Origin of the sequence: Shewanella sp. NKUCC05_KAH, from assembly GCF_019345585.1 — a bacterium.
In the GTDB taxonomy this organism is placed as follows: Bacteria; Pseudomonadota; Gammaproteobacteria; order Enterobacterales; family Shewanellaceae; genus Shewanella; species Shewanella oncorhynchi.
This window is the reverse complement of the sequence record NZ_JAHKQZ010000025.1, coordinates 47,095-73,642: the sequence shown is the minus strand read 5'-3', so window position 1 is coordinate 73,642 and position 26,548 is coordinate 47,095. Positions and strand designations below refer to the sequence as shown.

Below are 26,548 nucleotides of genomic sequence, written 5' to 3'. Positions count from 1 at the left end.
TGTTAGGCCTGCCGCCAGCGTTCAATCTGAGCCATGATCAAACTCTTCAATTAAAGTTTTGTTGCTTCCGTCTTGCGACTTCAGCGGCTCAATGAATTCTGATTTTTTGTTTCTAGCTAAAGAAACAAACTGTACATATTACTATGAACACTCATTGTTACATTGATTTAAATTTTGACTGCCAACCCGAAGGCTAAGCAGTTTCGATTAACTCAACACCTGTGAGTGTCCACACAGATTTCTTGTTTTATCTTGTTAAAGAGCAACTCAATATTCATAAGAGAACTTGAGTACCGCACTGAGCGTCGAACGCTTCCAGTTGGCTAGGGCTGCGTATTCTACGCATTTCCCGTTTCGCGTCAAGGAGTATTTTTCAACTTCTTGCTGCGCTTGAATTAAGTACTTAAAAGCGACTCAATTCAACCTAACTCGTCAGCTTGCTTTCGCTGTCTGCCGTGTCAATGGATGCGCATTATAGGGAGCAGGAGATTTTGTGCAAGGGCTTTTTGTAGGAAAATAACGATTAATGGTTTAGACGTTTACTTATCAAACGATACGTATAAAAAAGGGGCTAAAAAGCCCCTTTATCTCGATTAAGTCTGGCAATCTATATGAGTCACGCTCAGCTAGATCATCATAAATATTGTTATCTATGGACTAAAGAAGCGAGATTCTTGCTCAACTTCGACTTCTTCACCGTCGATATGAGTTTTCACTTTTATCTCGATATTAGTAACTGAACGAGACAGCTCAACCGGATCGATACCCACACTAATAGGGAGAGTTAACACTTCACCACCCGCAATAGTGACCGAAGTTGGACCGTACCATTTATAGTTGTCTAATCCTTCGACACTCATAGTGTATTCGTGGGATTGCTCTGTCTTATTAAGAATCTTCAAGGTGAAGGTGTTTTCAATCAAACCTTGATTGTTCTCTCTATAGAGCTGGTTGCGATCACGAATGATGTCCATACGCACAGGCGCGATGGTCGCACTGGAGTATATAAAGACTAATATCATCGCTATCAATACCACGCCATAACCGACAAGTTTAGGTCGCAGCACTTTTTGCTTAATTCCTTCTAACTTGTTCTCGGTGGTATAACTGATAAGCCCTTTTTCATACCCCATACGATCCATGGTTTGATCGCAGGCATCGATACAAGCGCCGCAGTTAATACACTCATATTGCAGACCATTACGAATATCGATTCCCGTAGGACATACCTGCACACACAAGTCACAGTCGATACAGTCGCCAAGCCCTAGCTCTTTAGGGTCATCTTTGCGTGAACGCGGACCACGAGTCTCACCACGTTTAGTATCGTAACCCACGATAAAAGTATTCTTATCGAACATGGCCGCTTGGAAACGAGCATAAGGGCACATGTGGATACACATGATTTCACGCATCCAACCCGCATTGCCGTATGTGGCAAGTGTAAAAAACACGACCCAGAAGTAGATACCGCCAGAAGCATTAAGCGTAAATACATCGACATAGACTTCACGACTTGGCACAAAATAGGACACAAAGGTCATCGCCGTCATCAGTGAGAGCAATAGCCAGGCCGTATGTTTTGCCGTTTTGCGCCAGAGTTTGTCAAAGCTCCATGGCATTTGATCGAGCTTAATGCGTTTATTGCGTGCGCCTTCAAGTTTTTCCTCGAACCAGATGAACATAAAGGTCCATACTGTTTGGGGGCAAGTGTATCCACACCAAACACGGCCAAGATAGGTGGTCACAAAAAACAGAGCGAAGGCAGCGATCATAAACAACGCTGCAAGCAAGGTGAGATCCTGCGGCCAAATCGTTAAACCGAAGACGTGAAACTTTTGTTCGCCCAAGTTAAACCATACGGCTTGACGGTCGCCCCAAGGGATCCAAGGTAAAAGCAGGAAAAATAACATGGCGATCCAGCCCATGCGGCGACGTACGCTACTCCACAAACCGTCTATGGCTCGGACATAAATCCGATTACGAGGATTAAAGCGATCGGCTTTACTCGCATCTGGCTGGTGAATCTTAATTCGATTGGTTTTCGAATAGTCCTTGTTGTTAGATTCTGAGTTCATCGTTACAGCCTTTTACTGCTTTAATATTGGACGAAAACTAGCTTATTATACCCATATTCTTAATGGTTATTCACTTATGTTGGACTAAAAGATGAAAGGTTGGATCATATTGGCGCTACTCGCGGGTGCTTTATATTACTTATACACAGAAACAGATAAATTAGATGTTCCTATTGCAAAGACTGAGGCGATGATCAAAGAAATAGAGAATAAAGTTGACTCTATGACAGGAACAAAAATTATTAAAATCGACCATAAACTGACTAAGGTAAGAACCGACATCATAGAACGTTTATCCACATTAGAACTCGAAGCCTTCAATCAAATTCCAATGACACCCGAGTCTATTGCCGACTTTAAGGCTAACTATTGCGGTACTATGGCACCTCAACATCCAGTGTTTAGCAAAGATAATCAGCTTTATCTATGTGATCACCTTTAATCATTACAGACTCATAGGCAAACGGGATTTTGCTATATAGCGCTAAGGTTTAGACTTAGGTGATTGACCTTATATATGATTCCGCCTAGCCTTTGAGGCATTACAGCATAAAGGCCTATGAATCATGACCCAACAAGTATCAGACATTTTTGCTCCCACCCTATGGGATGAAGTCAGTGGATTTCATTTCGACGATATTACTTACCACAGAGCCAAAGCGCACGGCACAGTACGCATTGCCATTAATCGCCCAGAGTGCCGCAACGCCTTCCGACCTAAAACCGTTGATGAGTTATTTATCGCACTCGACCATGCACGCCAATGGTCTGATGTGGGTTGCGTACTGCTTACGGGTAACGGTCCTTCGGCAAAAGATGGTGGCTGGGCGTTCTGTTCAGGTGGCGATCAACGTATTCGCGGCAAAGATGGCTATAAATATGAAGGCGCCGAAGAAGGTAAAGCCGATCAAGCCAGAATGGGCCGCTTACATATATTAGAAGTGCAACGCCTTATCCGCTTTATGCCTAAAGTGGTCATCGCCGTTGTGCCAGGTTGGGCGGTGGGTGGTGGCCATAGTTTACACGTAGTGTGCGACTTAACCTTAGCCTCGAAAGAACACGCAATATTTAAACAAACCGATCCCGATGTTGCGAGCTTCGACTCAGGTTATGGCAGTGCTTATCTCGCCAAAATGATAGGCCAAAAACGTGCCCGCGAAATCTTCTTCTGCGGATTTAACTACAGCGCTGATGAAGCCTTCGACATGGGTATGGTTAATAAATCCGTTCCCCATGCAGAGCTAGAAACCGAAGCATTAATGTGGGCGAAAGAGATTAACTCTAAATCACCTACGGCTATGCGTATGCTTAAATACGGCTTCAACATGACAGACGATGGCATGGTCGGTCAGCAATTATTTGCCGGTGAAGCGACGCGTTTAGCCTATGCGAGCGCCGAAGCACAGGAAGGACGCGATGCCTTCCTCGAAAAACGCGATCAAGATTTTTCAGCCTTCCCTTGGCACTACTAATTTTAGAATCGTATTAATTTACGTTTAAATGCTCAAAGCCCTCCATCGTGAGGGCTTTATGTTTTTTACAACGGATAAATAGATAAAACCGTTTAAACTAATCTGAAAACACGGCTTTTAATTTTAATGAGAATTGTTATCATCTAAATATTCCCGCTGGGAGCCTATTTAGAGGACAAGATCATGACTAAGACACTCACTTTTGCTGTACTACATTTTAGCGTCGCTTTTACCGTAACCTATTTATTAACTGGCAGTGTGGTCGTCGGTGGCGCAGTAGCCTTAGTAGAACCCGCGATTAACACTGTAGTGTTTTACTTCCATGACAAAGTGTGGAAACGCATTGAGGCAAAAAAGCAGCACGAGCTAGATGCCATTCCAGCATAGAAAGCTAAGCCACCAGCATTTGCTATTGCTGTAAGTTAATCGTCATTTTGTCGTGAATCTAAATGAAAAAACCGCCAATAAAGGCGGTTTTCATTTAAATACCTCTATTTATTCTACTGTTACAGATTTTGCCAAGTTACGTGGTTGATCCACGTCAGTACCTTTGATTAATGCAACATGGTACGACAATAGCTGTAAAGGAATAGTGTAGATCAGTGGCGCCATAAAGATGTCACAGTGTGGCACAGGGATCACTTTCATCGTGTCATCCGACTCGAACTCGGCATCTACATCGGCAAACACATACATTAAGCCGCCACGGGCACGCACTTCTTCAACATTCGATTTCAGTTTTTCGAGCAATTCATTGTTTGGCGCAACGACAATCACTGGCATATCAGCATCGATAAGCGCTAGTGGGCCGTGTTTTAATTCGCCAGAGGCATAAGCTTCAGCATGAATATAAGAAATCTCTTTCAGCTTTAACGCGCCTTCCATCGCAATCGGATATTGATCGCCACGGCCAAGGAATAATGCATGGTGTTTATCGGCAAAATCTTCAGCCAATTCTGCAATCGCAGCATCTAAACCTAAAGCTTGTTCCACTTTTGCTGGCATAGATTGTAGGCTTTGAGTGATTTGAGCCTGCATTTGATCAGACATACCATTGTGGCGACCGATCACCGCAGTCAACATTAATAAGCCAGCAAGTTGTACTGTGAAAGCTTTAGTCGATGCCACGCCAATCTCGGCGCCCGCTTTCATCATGTAAGCCATGTCAGATTCGCGAACCAGTGATGAACCTGGCGCATTACAAATCGTCAATGTGGCTTTGTAACCCATTTCTTTCGCTAAGCGCATGGCCGCTAAGGTATCGGCAGTTTCACCCGATTGTGAAATCGTCACCAACAGGCTATTTGGGAATAAGTGCGACTTGCGATAACGGAATTCAGAGGCAATTTCGACGTTACAAGACACGCCAGCCCAATCTTCTAACCAGTAACGTGCCGCCATGCCCGCATGGTAACTAGTACCACAGGCGATGATTTGCACATGTTTGATATCTTTTAAAAACTCAGCAGCGTTGTCACCAAAAGCCGTGTCTAGCACTTGCTTATTAGCAATACGACCTTCAATTGTGCGCGTCAGTGCCAATGGCTGCTCGTAAATTTCTTTAAGCATATAGTGGCGATATTCGCCTTTGTCACCGGCATCATGGGTAATTTCAGATTCTTTGACTTCACGCTCAACGGCATTACCGTTTAAGTCGAAAATACTCACGCTGCGACGGGTCACTTCGGCCACATCACCTTCTTCGAGGAAAGCAAATGAGCGAGTGACGGGTAATAAGGCAAGTTGATCTGAAGCAACAAAGTTTTCACCTAGACCAAAACCAATCACCAATGGACTACCAGAGCGAGCAACAACCATACGTTCACTATCACGACGGTCAATAACGACTGTGCCATAGGCGCCTTCGAGTTGTTTAACCGTGGCTTGTACGGCACCAAGCAGAGTGTTATGGGTTTTCAGCTCATGGTGCACTAAGTGACAAATCACTTCGGTATCGGTATCTGAACTAAAGCTGTAACCTAAACCTTTAAGCATTTCGCGCAGTTTATTGTGGTTTTCGATAATACCGTTGTGCACCACGGCAATATCACCTTCCGATAAATGCGGATGAGCATTACGCTCACTCGGCTCACCGTGGGTCGCCCAACGAGTGTGCGCGATACCGGTTCCGCCTGCTAATGGGTCAGTTTCAAGCGCAGCCGACAACTCTTGTACTTTGCCAACGCGGCGCGTACGGTTGAGTTCACCATTGTGAATAACGGCAACGCCTGCAGAGTCATATCCGCGATATTCTAAACGGCGTAAGCCTTCTACCAGAATTTCAGCCACATCCCTTTGCGCCACGGCGCCTACTATTCCACACATAGTCTTTACCTATAAATTAAAATGAAGTTGTTAAGCTATTTTGTCTATTGAGCGTAGGGCGCTAACATAACTCGCACGCCCTGATCTGAAATTTGTTTGAGCGCACTCTCGTCGATACGTGAGTCGGTAACCAGCACACTGACCTTGGCCCACGGCAACTCTAAGTTAGGGATCCGCTTGCCGATTTTGTCTGAATCGACCATAACGATCACTTCGCGGGAAACTTCGGCCATCACTTTACTTAGGCCTGTTAACTCGTTAAAGGTGGTGGTCCCGCGTTCAAGATCGATACCATCGGCACCGATAAACAGTTGATCGAAATTATATGAGCGCAACACTTGCTCGGCGACTTGGCCTTGAAAGGATTCAGAATGCGGATCCCACGTGCCACCGGTCATCAATAAAGTTGGCTCGTTTTCGAGTTCATGGATGGCATTTGCAAGGTGTAGCGCATTAGTCATGACCACCAGCCCACGCTTATCGTTCAGCTGTTCAATCAAGCCTGACGTTGTAGTGCCGCTATCGATAATGATGCGATTGTGATCTTTAATCAGCTGCGCGGCGGTTTTAGCAATAGAAAGTTTATTAGGCGCAATTTTAGCAGAGAACTGTTGAGTGACTTCGTCTGGAATCGCCACGGCGCCACCGTAACGGCGCAATAATAAACCCGTTTTCTCAAGCGCGGCGAGATCCTTACGAATCGTCACTTCTGAGGTTTCAAAACGTAACGACAGTTCATCAACGCTCACTTCACCCTGTTCGTTCAATATGGTGATTATGCTGTGGCGACGCTGCTGTGTGTTTCGTTTATTCATAAAACCTTTCAGTTAAGTTTCGATTCGAAAGGTGCATTATAGTGAAACGAAACTTTTTTGCTAGTCATACGAAACACACTTTTGCATGATCCAAGCAATTTTTTTATCTGTCTAGCCTGTCAACTTGGAAATTAGCCCATAAAAAAGCAGTTTATCCTTTAGGAATAAACTGCTTTAAATGGATTAAAAATCCGAATAAGTATTAGAACTTAGCTTCAACTGCAACACTGAAGTTACGGTCTTGGCCAATAGTGACCATATTGTACTGACCACCATCGATATAATCGGTATCGAAGAGGTTTCTCACGTTGGCGCGAAGGCTCACATCTTTGCCCATGATATCCATAGTGTAGGCTGCACCTATATCGAAACGCACATAACCATCTTTAGTAATAGTGTTATCGAGATCGGCAAAACGCTCACCCACATAGATAGCACCGAAGTTCATCGCAAAATTGTCAGTCACTTCGTAACGGGTCCAGATATTGGCCGACCACTCAGGGGCATCAATCGGAGTTTTACCTTCACGGGCATCTCCCGTTTGATACTCTGCATCTAAATACATCATGGAAGAAGTCACAAACCAGCTATCACCGATTTGACCCTGTGCTCCCATTTCAAAGCCACGATGTTTCTGTTCACCCCCCTGAGTAGTGATATCGGTATAATCACCAATTGGTGCTGATAATTTCTCTGAAATTGTGATGTTTTCGAGCGTAATATCGAATACCGCTGCGGTTAATAACAGGCTATCGTCAAACAATTCCCACTTAGTACCCAGTTCATATTGAATACCGTATTCTGGCTTTAAATTCAGGCCATCGTTGACATCGAATTCGTTATTTACCGCGCCTTGTGGTGTAAAGCTTTTTGAATAGTTAACGTAAATATTGCCATTACTCATTGGCGAGTAGATCACACCAAACTTAGGCGATACGGCATAGCTATTTTCGCCATAACCATCTTTTTTCTGTTCGTCGTAACGCACACCAGCAAGCAATTTCCATTGCTCATTAAGCGTCATCAAATCCTGTAAATAGAAACCGTAATACTTGTATTCGCTTGGGTTGCTTAGCTTACCTTGGTGATAATCAAGATCTTGCTGAATAATTGGTTGCCCAGGAATTACGGGCTGACTTTTGCCTTTCTGAATTTGCTGCTGATAGAAATAGTCTAAATAGTTAGCTCCAATAAGGAATTGATGCTCCATTCCTGCCAAAGAAAATTCACCCGTGAAATCGACATAGGCCGTTTTATGCTGCCAATCGTCATAACGATCAAACGGGTTTATGGTGTAACCATCTTTATATGGATCTTCAGAGCCTTTATTTAAGCTTGGCGCAGAGTCTAAACGTTGGCGATTAAACTGCTGATCGTTATAACCAACTTTGACTTTCCAATCATCACTCATCTGCCAAGTTAGATCGGCACCTAAGTTAGAGACTGTGTTATCGGTAAAGGCCCAAGGTGCATCCCATACGGTTTTACGTTCACCGATAACATTACCTTGTTTATCTAACCACCCACCCGCATCAATACCCGCTTTATCTTGGGTATGATCGTACTTAACCGATAACAGAACATCATCACTGACATCAAATTCTAGGTTTAAGTAGCCCAACCAACGGTCACGCTCTTGATTCTCATCGTTAGCGGAATACTCACGCCAGTATTTTGTGTCTTGCTTCACTAACACGCCGCGGTAACGAAGACTCTGAGCATCATTTAAACTGCCGCCCGCATCTAGCTGAGCACGGGTCGAACCCAAACCATCAGTATCAAAACCTAAATCGAGCATTGAATCATAGGTCGGTTTCTTAGTGACCATATTCACTAAACCACCAGGGCCAGATTGGCCGTACAACATGCTCGAAGGACCTTTCAATACTTCGACTTGCTGTAAAGTTTCAATTGGTTGTACGTAGTGAGACCATTGTTGATGGCCATTGATAAGATAACCATTACCCGAATCGAGCTCGAAGCCGCGGATACTGAAGACTTGACGGTTCCAGCGTGTGGTTCCCGCTGTCACACTCGAATCATTAACTAATACTTCCGCTAGATTGGTTGCCAACTGTTCATCAGTTACAAAATCAGGGATAACATTAACTGACTGTGGAGTATCCATTAAGTCGATATCGCCACGCATGGCACCCGATGCACTACCGACTTTATAGTCGTTAAAAGTACGGCCAGTCACATTGATGCGCTCAATATTTTTATCGCTCGCCACTTCTGCAATAACCGGCATAGCCATTAATGCCGAGCCTACAGCTAAACCTATAACTGAATATTTAAATACCATTGCCAACACCTCAAATAGACCTTTCGTCTTAGAATTGCAGGCAATATAAATGAGAAGTGTTTTTATTTTCTCTTCTTTACTAAAATTTACAATTGAGTGTGATAGTGATCAAATTAACTTAAAAACCAACAATTTGCCCATACCACAAAAACATGAAGAAAATCTTAATTATTAAGCATTACTTAATAAAAAGGCTTTTTAGTGCAACACATTGAACACAATAAAGATAAAAGCGGCACATGGCCGCTTTTTTGACATTAAGTTGAGTTTTAAAACTTACTTTTTAATTTTCACTGGACGTTGCCAACCAGTGAGGTGTTTTTGTTTAACACGAGTGATCACTAACTCATTCTCACCTACATCACGGGTAATCGTTGAACCGGCCCCTAAAGTTGCCCCTTTACCTATGGTCACTGGAGCCACCAACTGAGTGTCAGAGCCGACAAAGACGTTATCTTCGATAACAGTAAGATGCTTATTCGCGCCATCATAGTTGCAGGTAATAGTACCAGCACCAATGTTGACGCCATCACCAATGATGGCATCGCCTAAATAGGCTAAGTGCCCTGCTTTTGATCCCACGCCAATCACCGCTTTTTTCACTTCAACAAAGTTGCCTATATGTGCATCTTGCTTAAGCTCTGCGCCGGGACGTAAACGGGCAAATGGGCCGGCACTGGCAGCAACGCCAAGCGTAGCACCTTCTATAATAGAGTAAGGCTTGATCTCAGCATCATCGGCAATCTCGCAATCAATTAAAATCGCGCCTGCGCCAATAGTGACATTATTACCCAAGGTCACTTTGCCTTCGAATATCACATTAATATCGATCATCACATCCATACCAACAGTGACTTCACCACGGATATCGATACGGCTTGGGTCGCGAAGGTTCGCCCCCGCCAACATGAGCTTTTCGGCTTCACGAGCTTGGTAAGCACGTTCAAGTTGCGCTAATTGCATGCGATTATTGGCGCCTTCCACTTCAATGGCCGATTGTGGCTGAGCAGTATCAATAGCAACGCCATCAGCGTGCGCCATAGCAATAATATCCGTTAGATAATATTCACCTTGAGCATTATTGTTCGATAAACGGCTCAACCAAGTTTTAAGTTGTTTACCCGGAACCGCCATGATGCCGGTGTTAATTTCGTTGATCAGCAACTGTTCTGCAGTCGCATCTTTTTGCTCAATAATTCCAATGACTTTTCCTTGCTCACGGACAATACGGCCATAACCCATAGGATTCGCTAAATTCACTGTTAAAATAGCAACGCCATTTTCAGGACGGGCGTCGAGTAAGGCTTCGAGAGTTGATGTCTGGATCAACGGCACATCGCCATAAAGAATAAGTACTGTATCGCTGTCGGCGATATGTGGGCTAGCCTGTGCAACCGCATGACCTGTGCCTAATTGCTCGGCTTGCAATACCCAGTTAAGTTGTTGCTCACCCAAACAGGCTTGTAGCTTGTCGGCACCATAACCATAGACTAACTGAATAGAGTCACTGCCAACTTTATTAGCGGTATCGATGACATGTTGCACCATGCTCTTATGGGCGATGGGATGTAATACCTTAGGAAGATCAGAGCGCATCCGTGTTCCCTTGCCAGCCGCTAAGATCACTACATTTAATGCCATTACCATATCCTTGAACAAATACCCAAGAGGGTGAAAAATTACGGTCGATTTTGTGGCGCAATTTTAACGGAAAGCACATCGAAAAGCGAAGTAGATAGCAATGCTAGTCAATCAAAGACATGCAAGAATGCCAATCTATCCCATTTTTAGACACAAAAAAGGCGACCATAGGGTCGCCTTTTTTCACAAACAATAACCTTATCTGGCAATGTTTTTCTTGATGGTTTCAACAACACGTAATTGAGCCATAGCCTTAGCTAACTCAACCATAGCCGCGTCATAATTGAAGTCAGCGCCAGCAGTTGCCATATGGGCTTCTGCACGACGCTTAGCTTCTAATGCCGCTTGCTCATCAATATCTTTGGCACGCATAACCACATCAGCCAATACGGAGACAGAAGAAGGCTGCACTTCCAGAATACCACCTGAAAGGTAAAACACTTCTTCACTGCCGTCTTGCTTGACGATGCGCGCCATGCCAGGTTTGATATAACTAAGCAAAGGAGCGTGGCCATGCATTATGCCCAACTCACCTTCAGAACCAGTCACTTGCAGCGAAGCTACACGACCAGAGAAGATTTTGCTCTCTGCGCTTACAATATCAAGATGTACTGTCATGGCTGCCATCCCGTTCTCCTTAAAAAACTAAGTATGAATACTTAGTTATTTCTTTTTGTTCGCTTTCTCGATGACTTCATCGATTGAGCCAACCATGTAGAACGCTTGTTCTGGCAGGTGATCAAACTCACCGTTCAAAATACCCTTAAAGCCACGGATAGTGTCTTTCAGAGAAACGTACTTACCAGGAGATCCAGTAAAGACTTCTGCTACGAAGAAAGGCTGAGATAAGAAACGCTCAATCTTACGAGCACGGAATACGACAGTCTTGTCTTCATCAGACAATTCGTCCATACCCAGAATCGCAATAATGTCTTTCAGCTCTTTGTAACGTTGCAGTACAGTTTGCACGCCGTTAGCAACGTCATAATGCTCTTGGCCAACAACCAATGGATCTAATTGACGTGAAGTCGAATCCAATGGGTCAACCGCTGGGTAAATACCCAGAGAAGCAATTTGACGTGACAGTACAACAGTCGCATCTAAGTGAGCGAAGGTTGTTGCTGGTGACGGATCGGTCAAGTCATCCGCAGGTACGTATACCGCTTGTACAGAAGTAATAGAACCCGTCTTAGTTGAAGTGATACGCTCTTGCAGAACACCCATCTCTTCAGCCAATGTTGGTTGATAACCTACCGCAGAAGGCATACGACCTAACAGTGCAGATACTTCAGTACCGGCTAAGGTATAACGATAGATGTTGTCAACGAACAACAGTACGTCACGACCTTCGTCACGGAACTTCTCTGCCATAGTCAGACCAGACAGTGCAACACGCAAACGGTTACCTGGAGGCTCGTTCATCTGACCATAAACCATGGCCACTTTGTCGAGAACGCCAGAATCTTTCATCTCGTAGTAGAAGTCGTTACCTTCACGAGTACGTTCACCTACACCGGCGAATACAGAAAGACCCGAGTGGGCTTTAGCGATGTTGTTAATCAGTTCCATCATGTTAACTGTCTTACCAACACCCGCACCACCGAACAAACCGACTTTACCGCCCTTAGCGAATGGACAAACAAGGTCGATAACCTTGATGCCAGTCTCTAACAGTTCAGTAGAGCTTGATTGATCTTCGTATGAAGGAGCTGTACGGTGAATAACATAACGCTCTTCTTCACCGATTGGACCCGCTTCATCAATAGGCTCGCCTAATACGTTCATGATACGGCCAAGAGTGGCGGTACCAACTGGAACAGTAATAGGTGAACCTGAGTTTACTACTTCAAGACCACGACGCAGACCGTCAGAAGAACCCATAGCGATGGTACGAACTACACCACCACCTAGCTGTTGCTGAACTTCCAGCACCAAACCATTACACGGGCCTTCACCTACGATTTTCAGAGCGTCATATACTTGAGGTACGGCATCTTGTGGGAACTCTACGTCCACAACCGCGCCAATCACTTGGACAACAGTACCTGTGCTCATGATTAATCCTCTAAAACTTGTATTCGTTACCTAACCTAAACCGCAGAGGCACCAGAAACAATTTCCGACAGTTCCTGCGTAATCGCAGCCTGACGGGCCTTGTTATAGACCAGTTGCAAGTCGTTGATAAGCTCACCCGCGTTGTCTGTTGCCGACTTCATTGCTACCATACGGGCAGCTTGTTCAGAGGCAATGTTTTCAACAACACCTTGGTAAACCTGAGATTCTACATAACGGACCAATAAAGTATCCAAAAGTGCTTTTGGATCTGGCTCGTAGATATAATCCCAACGATGAGCAGTTTCATCATCTTCTGATTTAGGCAAAGGTAGCAGCTGCTCGATCACAGGAGTCTGCGTCATAGTATTCACAAATTTGTTAAATACCACGTACAGACGATCCAGCTTGCCTTCGTTGTAAGCTTCTAGCATGACACCGACTGTCCCGATCAAGTCAGCGAGCTTTGGAGCATCGCCTAAACCTGAAGCGTGAGCAGACACTTGTCCACCGAAGTTTTTGAAAAACTGCACACTACGTGCACCGATAGGGCAAAATTCAAATTCTGCACCTTGGGCTTTCCAGCTTTTCACGTCTGCAATAACCTTTTTGAAAAGGTTAACGTTCAGACCACCACAAAGGCCACGGTCGGTTGCTACAACAATGTAACCAACCCGCTTAGCCTCTCTCACCTCCAAATAGGGGTGTTTATACTCGAGAGAACCTTGCGCGACGTGACCGATCACCTTACGCATGCTTTCCGCATATGGACGGCTCGCAGCCATGCGTTCCTGCGCTCTGCGCATTTTGCTGGCTGCCACCATTTCCATGGCGGACGTGATCTTCTGAGTGTTTTTCACACTCGCGATCTTGGTTTTAATCTCTTTAGCGCCGGCCATCTCTACTCTCCAATCTGGACCTGAGGTGTCTTAAGACACCTCTATCATTGTTACCAGGTTTGGGTTGCTACGAACTTGTCGAGGCCAGCTTTTAATTCAGCTTCGATATCAGCGCTATAATCGCCAGTTTCGTTGATAAGCTTCATTAAAGGAGCATGCTCGCTGTTCATGAACGAGAGCAGAGCGGCTTCGAAATTACCGACCTTATTCAGCTCAACACTCTTCAGGTAACCTTTTTCAGCTGAGAAAATAGACACAGCTTGAGCGGCTACGCTCATAGGAGCATATTGCTTTTGCTTCATCAGTTCGGTAACACGCACACCATGCTCAAGCTGAGCACGTGTTGCATCGTCAAGATCAGATGCAAATTGCGAGAACGCAGCAAGCTCACGATACTGTGCTAGTGCGGTACGAATACCACCAGACAGTTTCTTGATGATCTTAGTCTGAGCCGCACCACCAACACGAGAAACAGAAATACCTGGGTTAACCGCTGGACGTAGGCCAGAGTTAAACAGATCGGTCTCAAGGAAGATCTGACCATCGGTAATAGAAATTACGTTGGTCGGTACGAATGCAGAAACGTCACCCGCTTGCGTTTCAATAATCGGCAGCGCGGTTAAAGAACCAGTTTTGCCAGTTACTGCACCTTTAGTGAACTTCTCTACATAAATCGCGTTAACGCGTGATGCACGCTCTAATAAACGTGAGTGTAGATAGAATACGTCACCTGGGTAAGCTTCACGGCCTGGTGGACGCTTGAGCAGTAACGAAATTTGACGATAAGCAACTGCTTGCTTAGACAAATCATCGTATACGATCAAAGAATCTTCACCGCGGTCACGGAAGTATTCACCCATAGAACAACCAGAATATGGCGCTAAGTATTGTAGAGCAGCGGCTTCAGAAGCAGTTGCAACAACAACGATAGTGTTAGCTAAAGCACCGTGTTCTTCTAGCTTGCGTACTACGTTAGCGATAGTAGAAGCCTTTTGGCCAATCGCGACGTACACACATTTAATGCCAGAATTTTTCTGGTTGATAATTGCGTCGATCGCCATTGCTGTTTTACCAGTTTGACGGTCGCCAATGATCAATTCACGTTGACCACGACCGATAGGGATCATGGCATCAACGGCTTTGTAACCAGTTTGAACTGGTTGATCAACAGACTGACGTTCAATAACACCTGGTGCGATAACTTCAATTGGCGAGAAACCATCGTTATCGATAGGTCCTTTACCGTCAATTGGCTCACCTAGAGTGTTAACAACGCGGCCAAGAAGACCGCGGCCAACTGGAACTTCCAGAATACGGCCAGTCGTTTTCACTTTTACGCCTTCTGCTAAATCAGCATAAGGACCCATTACTACGGCACCGACAGAATCACGTTCAAGGTTCAACGCGATTGCAAAACGGTTACCAGGCAGTTCGATCATCTCACCTTGCATCACGTCGGCTAGGCCGTGGATGCGGATGATGCCGTCACTTACCGCAACGATAGTACCTTCGTTACGAGATTCGCTAACGACTTCGAACTGCTCGATCCGCTGCTTAATCAGATCGCTGATTTCAGTGGAATTCAGTTGCATGCTCAAACTCCCAATTACGACTGCAGCTTATCAGACAGACGCGATAACTTACCGCGGACCGAGCCATCGATGACTAGGTCTCCTGTCTTAATGATTACACCGGCGATGAGCGCGGCGTCAGTGCTACAATTCAGCTTAACTTTGCGTGCGAGACGTTTCTCTAAAGAAATACTAATCTGCTGTTGTTGTTCAGAGCTCAGCTCAGTTGCAGAAACCACATCGGCTTCTACTTCTTTTGCCCACTCATTACGGTATTCAGTAAATAACTGAGATACAGCAGGTAGCACCTTTAAGCGACCGTTTTCAGCCATTACCTTTATCAGGTTCTGACCTTGCACATTGACTTGCTCACCACACACACTAATAAAGAGTGCTGCGAGCTTAGTGCTGGCTAAAGAGCCAGCTAACAGTGGTTGCATGGTTTCGTTTTCACTCACCAATGCGGCAAACGTGAGCATTTCAGCCCAAGAATCCACTGCATCTTGTTCAATAGCAAAGTCAAAAGCTGCCTTTGCGTAAGGGCGAGCGATGGTGGTTAATTCAGCCATAACTCAACTCCCTTATCAAATTTCAGCGACTAGTTTATTAACTATGTCACTGTGGGCGGCTGGATCAATAGAACGCTCAAGGATCTTCTCAGCACCCATGATGGCAAGAGTAGCAACCTGCTTACGCAGATCCTCTTTGACGCGATTACGTTCAGCTTCAATTTCTGCTTTACCCTGAGCGATGATTTTAGCACGCTCAGCGTCTGCTTCGGTTTTGGCTTCTTCAACTATTTGAGCTTTACGCTTGTTAGCTTGCTCAATAATTTCATTAGCCGTTACCTTGGCTTCTTTTAGTTGGTCAGTCGCTTTCGCTTGTGCCAACTCCAGGTCTTTTACCGCACGATCAGCATCAGCTAGACCGTCAGCAATCCTTTTTTGGCGCTCTTCGATGGCATTCATCAAAGGGGGCCATACAAACTTCATGCAAAACCACACGAAGATGATAAAGGCGACCGTCTGACCGATTAGGGTAGCGTTGAAATTCACAACAGCCTCCTATTTAGAGTTAAGACAGAAGCGTTTTTTACAGCATTGCACCCAGTGGGTTGGTAAATAGCATAAATAATGCGATACCAACACCGATCATAGTTACGGCGTCAAGAAGACCCGCTACGATGAACATTTTAACTTGTAGCATAGGAGCCATTTCTGGTTGACGCGCAGCGCCTTCCAAGAACTTACCGCCTAATAAGCCGAAACCGATTGCAGTACCAAGAGCACCCATACCAATCAGCAGAGCAACAGCGATAGCTGTCATGCCTAAAATCGTTTCCATCTGTATCTCCAGTATCTAAATCTATATTAGTTGATGATTTAGTTTAAAATTTCTTCAGCAATCCTTAATGATCTTCATGCGCCATGCTTAAATAAACAATGGTCAACATCATGAAGATAAACGCCTGCAGCGTGATAACCAAAATGTGGAATATTAACCAGCCCAGTTGCAGAGTCACACCTAGGGTAGATAATAACAAGTTGGTACCATACATCAGCGCAATAAGGATGAAGATCAACTCACCTGCGTACAAGTTACCAAAGAGTCGCAATGCCAATGAAATTGGCTTAGCAATCAAAGTAACAGTCTCTAATAGGAGGTTGACGGGTATCATTGCCTTATGGTTAAAGGGCTGTAGTGTCAATTCTTTAACAAACCCAGACACACCTTTGACCTTAATGCTGTAAAAAATAATCAGCACGAACACACCAATAGCTAAGCTAAAGGTAATGTTAACGTCAGTCGTCGGAACCGCTTTTAGATAGGGAATACCCATTAAACTTGCTGCGTGAGGCAGCCAATCTACAGGGATCATATCCATGAAGTTCATCATGAATACCCATACAAAAATGGTCAGAGCTAAAGGCGCGATCAGAGCATTGCGACCATGAAAACTTTCTTTCACGCTGTTATTTACGAACTCGACGATAATCTCAACAAAACATTGCAGTTTGCCAGGAACACCGGAAGTCGCTTTTTTACCAACGCTGCGGAAAATCCACAGGAACAGAACACCAAGACCAACCGAAAAGAACAACGAATCAATGTGCCATGTCCAAAAGCCTTCACCAACACTTAAGTTGGTAAGGTGATGTTGGATATAGCCCTGCGGTGTTAACGCTTCACCAGTTGCAGCCATGATTCATCCCACTTAACTTTGCTTGAAGTATAAAGGAGCTGTCCAATGCACGATTAGCGTCAGCACATAACAAACAAAAAGCGGCATAAAAGCGACCTTAAGATTGATAAACACAAACGAAAACATTGCGATGGTTAACAGCAACTTTACCGCTTCCCCCCAGTAAAAAGTCTTTATGACTTTTGCAGCTGAACTTGCTCCCGTGTGGGAGAAAGCGAGGGTTGCGAATACAAAATTAGGGAGCACAGCGATTGAACCACCTGCTAATGCAGAATAGCCAAACTGAACTCCCCACACGGCGAAAAAGAGAATTGAAGCACCCCCAGCGACCGCCGCCTGCATCATCACCAATTTATAGGCTGACCACCGGCCACGACGCGCTAAAACCTTACTCAATTCATCCTCTCCGCATTCATACTTTTTGTTTCGATGACCGGATGACAAATACCCGTATTTATGTCGATGCACAAAAAGCTTGCGAAAGTATACCTTTTCACGCCTTCATTGCAACTTTGAGATAAGGAAAAACAACACTTTTAACGTGATCTCGCGCCAAACGAGTTAAAATGTAAGATTAGCATCTGTCACAAATTTACATTAAAAACTGTTAATCTACAGACATTAATGAATTTTACTAAGAATTCCGTCTAATTCAGCCAGATTCTGATAGTTAATTACAATTTTACCCGTGCCCTTACTGCTATGAGCGATCGAAACCTTGGCACCTAATCTTTCAATTAACTGCTGCTCTAAACGACAAACATCTTGATCTTTAGTCGTAGTTTCGGCTTGTTTAGGCGGATTTAAGGTTTGATTAATTAATCGTTCAGTTTCGCGAACGGTTAATTCCTTAGCGGCCACTAATCTCGCAAGATTTGTTTGTTCTTCTCCCTCAATTGCCAACAAAGCGCGAGCATGACCCATATCAATGTCGCCATACTCGAGTAGACGCTTAACAGGCTCATTTAAGCCATTTAAACGTAACAAGTTAGATACACTCGCTCTGGATTTTCCCACAACATCGGCAACCTGTTGGTGAGTCAGTTCAAACTCTTGCATTAAACGTTGCAATGCAATGGCTTCTTCCATGGCATTTAAGTCTTCACGCTGGATGTTTTCAATCAAAGCAATAGCAACAGCGGCTTCATCAGCTACTTGCTTTACAATGCAGGGGATTTTATTCAAGCCAGCAAGTTGCGCAGCACGCCAACGACGTTCACCCGCAATGATCTCATACATGTTATTCGTCACTTGTCTCACAACGATAGGCTGAATAATGCCTTGGTTGCGGATAGAGTGTGCCAGTTCTTCCAACGCTTCGGGGGACATGTCTTTACGAGGTTGATATTTACCTGGCTGTAATAAGTCTAAATCGAGATGGATAAGCTCTTCTTTTTTATCGACAACATCAGCTTCGTCAGTGTGCTTTTTACTGGCGGCATGGCTGTTACTCAGTAGGGCATCTAACCCTTTGCCTAATCCTCTTTTCTTTAACGTCATGGTGATCCTTTACGCTTGCTTAGCCTGAGTTTGTTGTTCTGAACGACGGATCATTTCACCCGCAAGCGCTAGATACGCCTTAGCGCCAGCACTCGATTTATCGTAATACATAGCAGGCGCTCCAAAACTTGGTGCTTCTGCCAGCCTCACATTACGTGGGATAACGGTACGGTAGACTTTGTCACCAAAATGCTGTTTTAGCTGATCGGACACATCATTAGATAAACGATTACGCGGATCATACATAGTACGTAAAATGCCTTCGATGCCAAGTCCAGGATTAACCATAGCAGCAAGCTTAGTGATGGTATCAATCAGCGCAGTTAAGCCTTCAAGGGCATAATATTCACACTGCATAGGCACGAGTACAGAGTCGGCCGCAGACATAGCATTTACGGTCAACATGTTCAATGAAGGAGGGCAGTCGATAAAGATATAATCATATTGATCTTTGATCGGTGCGAGCGCGTTACGCAAACGAACCTCACGGGCAAAAAACTCCATCAATTTGATTTCTGCCGCAGTGACATCGCCATTACTGGCGATCAGATCATACTTACCTGCAGTGTTTTTAATGACGATCTCGTCGAAAGATTTTTCTTCAACCAATAATTCATAGGCTGTATTAGCTACGTCATACTTATCGACACCGCTCCCCATGGTGGCATTACCTTGAGGATCGAGATCGATCAATAATACTTTACGTTTTGTTGCTGCTAACGAAGCGGCGAGGTTAACGCAAGTAGTTGTTTTTCCTACGCCACCTTTCTGGTTAGCCACGGCAATCACTTTACCCACAATATCACCCTGTATGTAAATGCTGGTTTATTGCCCTTGCTTATAAATGATTTATTTATCACTTTTAAGCCTGTTATTCTTTGATTATCTTCAATAAATGTCTTTTTTCATCGAGTTTAGGCACCTTAAGCTCGATAACTTCTTTCACCACAAATCCACTTGGAATATGTTGCATCTCTTCATCATTCAACTGGCCTTTGAGTGCATAAAACTGTCCGTGTTCAGCGGGGAGATGATGGCACCAAGTCAGCATATCTTGGATTGAGGCAAATGCACGACTTAATACACCGTCGAATTTATCCTCCGGTTGATACGCTTCTACACGGCTTTCAACTGAGCTGATGTTATGTATGCCTAATTCAAAGGACACTTGTTTTTGAAAACGAATACGTTTACCTAAGCTATCCAATAACACAAATTGTTTATCGGGATTCATAATGGCTAATGGGATCCCAGGTAAACCCGGTCCAGTGCCTACATCGATAAAACGTTCACCTTGCAGGTGTTTTGAAACCACTAAACTGTCCATGATATGACGGATCAGCATAGCTTCGGGATCTCTCACCGATGTCAGGTTATAGGCTTTATTCCATTTGTTGAGCATACCAACAAAATCAATTAGTTGTTTTTTCTGCTCGACGGTGGCGGGCAAATTAATTTCGGCTAAATAAGCCTCTAACTGGGCAGATAACACTGAGCAACCTCAACAAAGATACGATTATGAACGCGAAGGCTATTATGAAGCCCGAAAACGATGAAGGGAAGCCTGAATGCTTCCCTTCTATGACCTAAGCAGCGATTAAGCTAGCTTTTACGCACTCTTACGTAATAAGCCACGCTTTTTGAGGTGAACCAACAAAATTGAAATAGCCGCAGGCGTAATACCAGAGATCCGTGAGGCTTGGCCTATGGTTTCTGGTTTATGGTTATTTAACTTAGCAATCACCTCGTTCGATAAGCCCGGTACTTCTTTGTAATCGAGCGTCAAAGGTAAACCAGTGTTCTCATTACGCACAGCTTTGTTGATCTCTTCCTGCTGACGTTGAATATAACCAGAATACTTAACTTGAATCTGAACTTGCTCGGCCGCCTGTAGATCTTCAAGCCCTGGACCAAAACCTTCGATCTGCATCAACTTGCTGTAATCCATTTCTGGACGACGCAGTAATTCTTCAAATGATGCTTCGCGAGAGATCGGCGTATTCAAATGTGGGTTTAACGCATGGATCAAAGGTGAATTTGGATGTACCCATTGAGCGCGCAAACGTTGTAACTCAAGTTCGATCGATTCTAACTTCTCACTAAATGCCGCCCAGCGAGTATCGTCAACTAAACCTAATTCGCGACCTTTTGCCGTTAAGCGAATATCAGCATTATCTTCACGGAGTAACAAACGGTATTCGGCACGGCTAGTAAACATGCGATATGGTTCTTTGGTACCCAGAGTCGATAAATCGTCAACTAGTACTCCAAGATACGCTTCGTCACGGCGTGGACACCAGGCTTCTTTGCCCTGCACTTGCAGCGAGGCATTCATGCCTGCTAACAAACCTTGAGCACCGGCTTCTTCATAACCTGTAGTACCGTTTATTTGGCCTGCGAAGAATAAACCGTTGATCGCTTTAGTTTCTAATGAGTTTTTCAGATCTCTTGGATCGAAGTAATCGTATTCGATCGCATAACCTGGACGCATGATTTCTGCGTTTTCCATGCCTTTGATCGAACGTACTAAATTCAACTGTACATCGAAAGGTAAACTAGTAGAGATCCCGTTAGGATAGATCTCATTGGTATTTAAACCTTCTGGTTCGATGAAGATCTGATGCGAAGATTTATCAGCAAAGCGGTGGATCTTGTCTTCAATCGATGGGCAATAACGTGGACCAATACCTTCGATGACGCCTGAATACATAGGGCTTCTGTCTAAACCACCACGAATAATTTCATGGGTTTTTTCATTAGTGTGAGTGATCCAGCAAGAAATCTGTTTTGGATGATGACTGACATCCCCCATAAATGACATGACAGGTAACGGAGAATCGCCTTTCTGTTCAGCCATTTGAGAAAAATCGATCGTGTTTGCATCGATACGTGGCGGTGTACCTGTTTTTAAACGACCGACTCGGATCGGTAATTCACGTAATCGATTTGCTAAAGCAATCGCTGGTGGATCGCCTGCACGACCACCGCTGTAGTTTTCTAAGCCTATATGAATTTTGCCGCTTAAGAATGTACCTGTTGTTAATACAACAGTTGGAGATTCAAAAGCTAAACCCATTTGGGTAACTACACCAACTACTTGATGATTTTCAACAATTAAGTCATCTACGGCTTGTTGGAAAATACGTAAGTTAGGTTGGTTTTGTAATATATTTTGGATTTTTTGACGATACAGTGCACGGTCAGCTTGTGCACGTGTTGCTCGTACTGCTGGGCCTTTACTTGAATTTAAGGTTCTAAATTGGATCCCTGCATAATCGGTTGCGATTGCCATTGCACCACCTAAGGCGTCAATTTCTTTCACTAAATGGCCTTTGCCTATGCCACCGATCGCTGGATTACATGACATTTGTCCTAACGTATCGATATTGTGCGTTAGTAATAATGTTTTTGATCCCATTCTTGCTGCTGCCAACGCGGCTTCAGTTCCGGCATGACCACCACCAACAACAATAACATCAAACCGTTCATGAAAATGCATGCCACTACCTTCAATTGCTAAGAGACTCAGTACGAGCCGATCATTTTAGCATTTGCTTCGTCTTAGGTGAATGATCATTTTACGCTGTTCGATCGAGATGATCCGGACTAATAGATCTTAAGATCTTTATATAGATCTTCTTATTATGTTTACTATTAGGATCGCGCTTTTCTGTGCATAACCCAAATTCATTATATAAATCATTAAGTAGCGCGATCTTGATCCTGTGATCTGATCGCGATCTAATGTCATTAAACATGGGGATAGATCGCCTACTTATCCACAAGGCGGATCATTAAGCAGATCGGACTGTGAATAGTACAGAGGTTGATCAGATCTAAATAATAGCTTATCCACATGTTTATACTTTAAATAAGTAAATTGTGGATAAATAGGATCTAAACTGTACATAGATAGGGACCTTATCCAATAAGCGATCTTAAATGTCCTGTTGCCATTGTGCTAACCATGCAAGGGCTGGGTCTTCCGGCACAGGATCAAGCTGTACATCGATCTGGATCTTATCCACAAAGGCTTTTGCATCGCAGTCTTGAATAGCCGAAATTAATTTTTCTGGGCCTTGGCAAAAGGTATCGTAACTTGAGTCACCAATTGCACATAAGGCAAAGTTTACTTGGCTGAGATCCGGTTTTTGCTCGGTAATTTCGTTGAAAAAAGGCTGAATATTATCTGGAAGATCACCTGCTCCATGAGTTGATGACACGATAATCCACAGTGCATGGGTGTCTATTTCGCACAATGTTGGGGTTAAATGAACTTGAACTTGGTGTCCTTGCTCCGTTAATTGGGCCATCATTTCGTCGGCAACATACTCTGCACTGCCCAATGTTGTACCAACGATTACTTCAATCTTTGCCATTATGATTTCTCAGTGTGTTGTTGTTTTTAAAACTAATTTCAATTAAATAGATAGCTGAATGGCTATTATTATGTTCATCATAAAGGAAATGTGGATAGGACCACAGAAGCAATACGTGATTTTTGCAGTTTTTGCATCCTTTATATAAGGTTGGTTTCGCTTACATGTTACCTTTAGCTTCTTGATACATAATTAATATATTTAAAAAGTTAATTTCATTTAAAATCAAATAATTATAATAGGATGATCCATGACAACACCCGTAAATGCGCCCCAGTGGCCACGGCAAATTCCTTACATCATAGCCAGTGAAGCTTGTGAACGTTTTAGCTTTTACGGTATGCGGAATATTCTTACCCCATTCTTGATGACAGCACTTTTGTTGTCTATTCCAGAAGAACTGCGCGGAACTATGGCTAAGGATGTGTTCCATTCCTTTGTCATTGGAGTGTACTTTTTCCCGTTACTCGGTGGTTGGATTGCCGATCGTTTTTTCGGTAAATACAATACTATCTTATGGTTAAGTTTAATTTACTGTGTTGGCCATGCGTTTCTCGCTATTTTTGAACACAGTATTCAAGGGTTTTATACGGGATTATTTTTAATTGCGCTCGGATCGGGTGGGATTAAGCCCTTGGTTTCTTCCTTTATGGGGGATCAATTTGATCAAACCAATAAAACATTGGCGCAGAAAGCGTTTGATCTGTTTTATTTTACGATTAACTTTGGCTCCTTCTTCGCCTCGTTATCGATGCCATTACTATTGAAATATTATGGTGCTGCGGTCGCATTTGGGATCCCTGGTGTCTTAATGTTTATTGCAACTGTGTTCTTCTGGTTAGGCCGCAAACGTTATGTGCATATGCCACCCGAACCGAAAAATCTCCATGGTTTTTTACCCGTTATTCGTACCGCATTGCTCACTAAAATCGCTGGTCAAGCCAACATAGGTTTAGTGTTAGCTTTAGTTGGGATAATTTCTGCAGCGTATGCCTTAGTGAATATTCCAACCTTAGGTATCGTTGCTGGTTTGTGTTGTGCGTTAGTGCTAGTGATGGGATTTGTTGGCGCAGGGGCTTCATTGCAACTCGAACGCGCTAGGGGGATCCATCCGGATATCGCCGTTGATGGGGTGCGTTCAGTACTACGGATCTTAATCTTATTTGCGTTAGTGACTCCCTTTTGGTCTTTGTTCGATCAGAAAGCGTCCACTTGGATACTGCAAGCCAATGACATGTCTAAACCTGATTGGTTTGAACCCGCCATGATGCAAGCTTTAAACCCATTATTAGTTATGTTACTGATCCCATTTAATAACTTTGTGTTATATCCGGCGATTGAGCGCATGGGTATAAAGTTAACTGCTTTGCGTAAAATGGGGGCTGGGATTGCCATCACGGGCGTGAGCTGGATAGTCGTTGGTAGCATTCAATTGGTGATGGATGGCGGCTCGGTATTATCAATATTTTGGCAGATTGTGCCCTATGCTTTGCTCACCTTTGGTGAAGTATTAGTCTCTGCCACTGGGCTAGAGTTTGCCTACAGCCAAGCGCCTAAAGCCATGAAAGGCACTATCATGAGTTTTTGGACCTTATCGGTGACCGTAGGTAACTTATGGGTGCTACTAGCGAACGTCAGTGTGAAAAGTCCGGCTGTGACCGAACAAATTGCCCAGACGGGGATCAGCATTACCGCATTTCAGATGTTTTTCTTTGCTGGTTTTGCCATCTTGGCAGCATTGATGTTTGCGCTTTATGCAAGATCCTATCAAATGCAAGATCATTACCGCCACGTCGAATCATGAGGATGGGTGGAAATATTCGGTTGTAGATAAAAAATCAGCCCATATTGTATGGGCTGATTTATCTGGAAATAATATTAAGGTTAGTTATTTTCCAATACAGAAAGAGCTGAAAATCTTGCCGAGTAAATCGTCAGAAGTGAAGCGGCCAGTTATTTCTGATAGTGCTAATTGGCACATGCGTAACTCTTCTGCCAGCAGTTCTCCTGCTAGATACACTTCTAATTGTTCTTTACCCAATTGCAGATGGCTTGCGGCGAGTTCAAGGGCTTCTAAGTGACGACGCCGGGCGATAAAGCCACCTTCGAGGTTACTCTGGTAGCCCATGAGTGATTTTAAATGCTGCTTTAACTGTTCAACACCTAAGCCCGTTTTCGCCGAGATCCGGTAAACACTATAACCTTGTTCCTCTGTCATCATTAAGTCTTCGCCAGTGAGATCGGCTTTATTGCGGATCACTGTCACACCTAAATTTGAGGGCAGGCGATCGACAAAGTCAGGCCAAATATCATGGGGATTAACGGCGGCTGTGGTGGTGCCATCAACCATAAATAACACCCGATCGGCACTGTTTATTTCATTCCAAGCGCGTTCTATACCAATTTGTTCAACGGTATCTGTCGTATCACGTAGGCCTGCGGTATCGATAATGTGCAGCGGCATGCCATCTAAGTGGATGTGCTCGCGTAATACATCCCGTGTTGTACCGGCAATTTCGGTAACAATAGCCGATTCTTTACCGGCTAAGGCGTTTAATAAGCTGGATTTTCCGGCGTTAGGACGACCCGCGATCACGACTTTCATGCCTTCGCGGATGATAGAACCTTGTTTAGCACTGGCTTGCACTAGGTCGAGTTTGTCGATGATTTTATAGAGTGCATTGGCAATTTTGCCATCACTTAAAAAGTCGACTTCTTCATCGGGGAAATCAATCGCAGCTTCTACATATAAACGTAGGTTAGTGACTTGATCCACCAGCTCATGGACTTCCTTAGAAAATTCACCCTGGAGTGATTGCAGCGCGCTTTTAGCCGCTTGCTCACTGGTGGCATCGATAAGATCGGCAATCGCTTCGGCTTGGGTTAAGTCTAGCTTGTCGTTCATAAAGGCTTGTTCGCTGAACTCACCGGGTTTGGCTATTCGAATACCACCGACTTCCATTACACGTTTGATCAGCATGTCTAGAACGATTTGGCCGCCGTGGCCTTGAAGCTCCAATACATCTTCGCCAGTAAAGGAATTGGGGCCTTTAAAAAACAGCGCTATGCCTTGGTCGATTACTTGGCCTGTTGCACTTTTAAAGTCGCAATAATCGGCATATCTTGTTTTAGGAAGATGACCCAATACGGCCATAGCGACATCACTGGCCTTGTTGCCTGAAATTCGGATGATGCCAACGCCGCCACGTCCGGGCGCGGTGGCTTGAGCCACGATAGTGTCAGTTGTCACGGAAATACCCACCAAACTAATATCTACCAAATCATGTAAAGGAAAAGGCGGCTAATTT

24 protein-coding genes are annotated in these 26,548 nt (G+C 44.2%); 4 read left to right on the top strand and 20 right to left on the bottom strand.

Annotated elements, in window-relative coordinates; genetic code table 11:
• Positions 1-650: 650 nt before the first annotated feature.
• Entirely contained in the window at positions 651-2,078 is a 1,428-nt protein-coding gene (ccoG, locus tag KO533_RS19680) for a cytochrome c oxidase accessory protein CcoG (RefSeq protein ID WP_105250769.1), read from the bottom strand.
• 91 nt (positions 2,079-2,169) lie between these two features.
• On the opposite strand from ccoG, the gene KO533_RS19675 reads away from it, so the two are divergent.
• The 3 genes from KO533_RS19675 (at position 2,170) to KO533_RS19665 (ending at position 3,937) form a co-directional block, all read left to right on the top strand.
• Complete coding sequence (locus tag KO533_RS19675; RefSeq protein WP_105250770.1) at positions 2,170-2,520, top strand: hypothetical protein; 351 nt, start codon at positions 2,170-2,172, stop codon at positions 2,518-2,520.
• A gap of 124 nt (positions 2,521-2,644) precedes the next feature.
• A complete protein-coding gene (locus tag KO533_RS19670; protein ID WP_219255778.1) occupies positions 2,645-3,550 on the top strand; it encodes a 1,4-dihydroxy-2-naphthoyl-CoA synthase in 906 nt (301 codons plus the stop codon).
• A 183-nt stretch (positions 3,551-3,733) separates the two neighbouring features.
• The gene (locus KO533_RS19665; RefSeq protein ID WP_105250772.1) at positions 3,734-3,937 is read left to right on the top strand and encodes a DUF2061 domain-containing protein; all 204 of its coding nucleotides are present in this window, start codon (positions 3,734-3,736) and stop codon (positions 3,935-3,937) included.
• 108 nt (positions 3,938-4,045) lie between these two features.
• Here the strand turns inward: KO533_RS19665 and glmS are convergent, their stop codons facing one another.
• The 18 genes from glmS to mioC all read right to left on the bottom strand — a co-directional run bounded on the left by glmS (position 4,046) and on the right by mioC (position 23,240).
• On the bottom strand, positions 4,046-5,875 hold the full coding sequence (gene glmS, locus KO533_RS19660; protein ID WP_014611872.1) for a glutamine--fructose-6-phosphate transaminase (isomerizing): 1,830 nt from the start codon (positions 5,873-5,875) through the stop codon (positions 4,046-4,048).
• 44 nt (positions 5,876-5,919) lie between these two features.
• Positions 5,920-6,690 carry a DeoR family transcriptional regulator gene (locus KO533_RS19655; RefSeq protein ID WP_011791272.1) on the bottom strand — a complete coding sequence of 257 codons (771 nt, stop codon included), beginning with the start codon at positions 6,688-6,690 and terminating at the stop codon, positions 5,920-5,922.
• Positions 6,691-6,892: 202 nt separating this feature from the next.
• Positions 6,893-8,995, bottom strand: a complete 2,103-nt coding sequence (locus KO533_RS19650) for a TonB-dependent receptor (protein WP_219255777.1) — start codon at positions 8,993-8,995, stop codon at positions 6,893-6,895.
• A 276-nt stretch (positions 8,996-9,271) separates the two neighbouring features.
• On the bottom strand, positions 9,272-10,636 hold the full coding sequence (gene glmU, locus KO533_RS19645) for a bifunctional UDP-N-acetylglucosamine diphosphorylase/glucosamine-1-phosphate N-acetyltransferase GlmU (protein WP_219255776.1): 1,365 nt from the start codon (positions 10,634-10,636) through the stop codon (positions 9,272-9,274).
• 198 nt (positions 10,637-10,834) lie between these two features.
• Positions 10,835-11,263: a F0F1 ATP synthase subunit epsilon gene (locus KO533_RS19640; protein ID WP_105250790.1), complete on the bottom strand. Its 429-nt coding sequence runs from the start codon at positions 11,261-11,263 to the stop codon at positions 10,835-10,837.
• Positions 11,264-11,299: 36 nt separating this feature from the next.
• On the bottom strand, positions 11,300-12,691 hold the full coding sequence (gene atpD, locus KO533_RS19635; protein ID WP_105250791.1) for a F0F1 ATP synthase subunit beta: 1,392 nt from the start codon (positions 12,689-12,691) through the stop codon (positions 11,300-11,302).
• Positions 12,692-12,726: 35 nt separating this feature from the next.
• The gene (gene atpG, locus KO533_RS19630; RefSeq protein ID WP_006084762.1) at positions 12,727-13,587 is read right to left on the bottom strand and encodes a F0F1 ATP synthase subunit gamma; all 861 of its coding nucleotides are present in this window, start codon (positions 13,585-13,587) and stop codon (positions 12,727-12,729) included.
• 50 nt (positions 13,588-13,637) lie between these two features.
• Complete coding sequence (atpA, locus tag KO533_RS19625; protein WP_105250792.1) at positions 13,638-15,179, bottom strand: F0F1 ATP synthase subunit alpha; 1,542 nt, start codon at positions 15,177-15,179, stop codon at positions 13,638-13,640.
• A gap of 14 nt (positions 15,180-15,193) precedes the next feature.
• Entirely contained in the window at positions 15,194-15,727 is a 534-nt protein-coding gene (gene atpH / locus KO533_RS19620; protein WP_006083842.1) for a F0F1 ATP synthase subunit delta, read from the bottom strand.
• 15 nt (positions 15,728-15,742) lie between these two features.
• Positions 15,743-16,213, bottom strand: a complete 471-nt coding sequence (gene atpF, locus KO533_RS19615; protein WP_006083841.1) for a F0F1 ATP synthase subunit B — start codon at positions 16,211-16,213, stop codon at positions 15,743-15,745.
• Between the two features lie 37 nt (positions 16,214-16,250).
• The gene (gene atpE, locus KO533_RS19610) at positions 16,251-16,502 is read right to left on the bottom strand and encodes a F0F1 ATP synthase subunit C (protein WP_006083840.1); all 252 of its coding nucleotides are present in this window, start codon (positions 16,500-16,502) and stop codon (positions 16,251-16,253) included.
• Between the two features lie 64 nt (positions 16,503-16,566).
• A complete protein-coding gene (gene atpB / locus KO533_RS19605; RefSeq protein ID WP_105250793.1) occupies positions 16,567-17,361 on the bottom strand; it encodes a F0F1 ATP synthase subunit A in 795 nt (264 codons plus the stop codon).
• 12 nt (positions 17,362-17,373) lie between these two features.
• Complete coding sequence (locus tag KO533_RS19600) at positions 17,374-17,757, bottom strand: ATP synthase subunit I (RefSeq protein WP_105250794.1); 384 nt, start codon at positions 17,755-17,757, stop codon at positions 17,374-17,376.
• Positions 17,758-17,982: 225 nt separating this feature from the next.
• Positions 17,983-18,861, bottom strand: coding sequence for a ParB/RepB/Spo0J family partition protein (locus KO533_RS19595; RefSeq protein WP_105250795.1), 879 nt, complete (start codon positions 18,859-18,861; stop codon positions 17,983-17,985).
• A gap of 9 nt (positions 18,862-18,870) precedes the next feature.
• On the bottom strand, positions 18,871-19,659 hold the full coding sequence (locus KO533_RS19590; protein WP_131524522.1) for a ParA family protein: 789 nt from the start codon (positions 19,657-19,659) through the stop codon (positions 18,871-18,873).
• Between the two features lie 73 nt (positions 19,660-19,732).
• The gene (rsmG, locus tag KO533_RS19585) at positions 19,733-20,353 is read right to left on the bottom strand and encodes a 16S rRNA (guanine(527)-N(7))-methyltransferase RsmG (RefSeq protein WP_131524521.1); all 621 of its coding nucleotides are present in this window, start codon (positions 20,351-20,353) and stop codon (positions 19,733-19,735) included.
• A 117-nt stretch (positions 20,354-20,470) separates the two neighbouring features.
• A complete protein-coding gene (gene mnmG, locus KO533_RS19580) occupies positions 20,471-22,360 on the bottom strand; it encodes a tRNA uridine-5-carboxymethylaminomethyl(34) synthesis enzyme MnmG (RefSeq protein WP_219255775.1) in 1,890 nt (629 codons plus the stop codon).
• A 439-nt stretch (positions 22,361-22,799) separates the two neighbouring features.
• Positions 22,800-23,240: an FMN-binding protein MioC gene (gene mioC / locus KO533_RS19575; protein WP_105250799.1), complete on the bottom strand. Its 441-nt coding sequence runs from the start codon at positions 23,238-23,240 to the stop codon at positions 22,800-22,802.
• Positions 23,241-23,490: 250 nt separating this feature from the next.
• On the opposite strand from mioC, the gene KO533_RS19570 reads away from it, so the two are divergent.
• A complete protein-coding gene (locus tag KO533_RS19570) occupies positions 23,491-25,044 on the top strand; it encodes an oligopeptide:H+ symporter (RefSeq protein WP_219255774.1) in 1,554 nt (517 codons plus the stop codon).
• A gap of 84 nt (positions 25,045-25,128) precedes the next feature.
• Here KO533_RS19570 and mnmE read toward each other — a convergent pair whose 3' ends face one another.
• Positions 25,129-26,490 (bottom strand): tRNA uridine-5-carboxymethylaminomethyl(34) synthesis GTPase MnmE, encoded by a 1,362-nt coding sequence (gene mnmE / locus KO533_RS19565; RefSeq protein WP_131524518.1) that lies wholly within the window; start codon positions 26,488-26,490, stop codon positions 25,129-25,131.
• Positions 26,491-26,548: the final 58 nt, after the last annotated feature.

Bases quoted from the DNA above. Each gene is read 5' to 3' on its own strand.
- ccoG (WP_105250769.1), bottom strand. From the start codon at position 2,078: ATGAACTCAGAATCTAACAACAAGGACTATTCGAAAACCAATCGAATT.
- KO533_RS19675 (WP_105250770.1), top strand. From the start codon at position 2,170: ATGAAAGGTTGGATCATATTGGCGCTACTCGCGGGTGCTTTATATTAC.
- KO533_RS19670 (WP_219255778.1), top strand. From the start codon at position 2,645: ATGACCCAACAAGTATCAGACATTTTTGCTCCCACCCTATGGGATGAA.
- KO533_RS19665 (WP_105250772.1), top strand. From the start codon at position 3,734: ATGACTAAGACACTCACTTTTGCTGTACTACATTTTAGCGTCGCTTTT.
- glmS (WP_014611872.1), bottom strand. From the start codon at position 5,875: ATGTGTGGAATAGTAGGCGCCGTGGCGCAAAGGGATGTGGCTGAAATT.
- KO533_RS19655 (WP_011791272.1), bottom strand. From the start codon at position 6,690: ATGAATAAACGAAACACACAGCAGCGTCGCCACAGCATAATCACCATA.
- KO533_RS19650 (WP_219255777.1), bottom strand. From the start codon at position 8,995: ATGGTATTTAAATATTCAGTTATAGGTTTAGCTGTAGGCTCGGCATTA.
- glmU (WP_219255776.1), bottom strand. From the start codon at position 10,636: ATGGCATTAAATGTAGTGATCTTAGCGGCTGGCAAGGGAACACGGATG.
- KO533_RS19640 (WP_105250790.1), bottom strand. From the start codon at position 11,263: ATGGCAGCCATGACAGTACATCTTGATATTGTAAGCGCAGAGAGCAAA.
- atpD (WP_105250791.1), bottom strand. From the start codon at position 12,691: ATGAGCACAGGTACTGTTGTCCAAGTGATTGGCGCGGTTGTGGACGTA.
- atpG (WP_006084762.1), bottom strand. From the start codon at position 13,587: ATGGCCGGCGCTAAAGAGATTAAAACCAAGATCGCGAGTGTGAAAAAC.
- atpA (WP_105250792.1), bottom strand. From the start codon at position 15,179: ATGCAACTGAATTCCACTGAAATCAGCGATCTGATTAAGCAGCGGATC.
- atpH (WP_006083842.1), bottom strand. From the start codon at position 15,727: ATGGCTGAATTAACCACCATCGCTCGCCCTTACGCAAAGGCAGCTTTT.
- atpE (WP_006083840.1), bottom strand. From the start codon at position 16,502: ATGGAAACGATTTTAGGCATGACAGCTATCGCTGTTGCTCTGCTGATT.
- atpB (WP_105250793.1), bottom strand. From the start codon at position 17,361: ATGGCTGCAACTGGTGAAGCGTTAACACCGCAGGGCTATATCCAACAT.
- KO533_RS19595 (WP_105250795.1), bottom strand. From the start codon at position 18,861: ATGACGTTAAAGAAAAGAGGATTAGGCAAAGGGTTAGATGCCCTACTG.
- mnmG (WP_219255775.1), bottom strand. From the start codon at position 22,360: ATGCATTTTCATGAACGGTTTGATGTTATTGTTGTTGGTGGTGGTCAT.
- mioC (WP_105250799.1), bottom strand. From the start codon at position 23,240: ATGGCAAAGATTGAAGTAATCGTTGGTACAACATTGGGCAGTGCAGAG.
- KO533_RS19570 (WP_219255774.1), top strand. From the start codon at position 23,491: ATGACAACACCCGTAAATGCGCCCCAGTGGCCACGGCAAATTCCTTAC.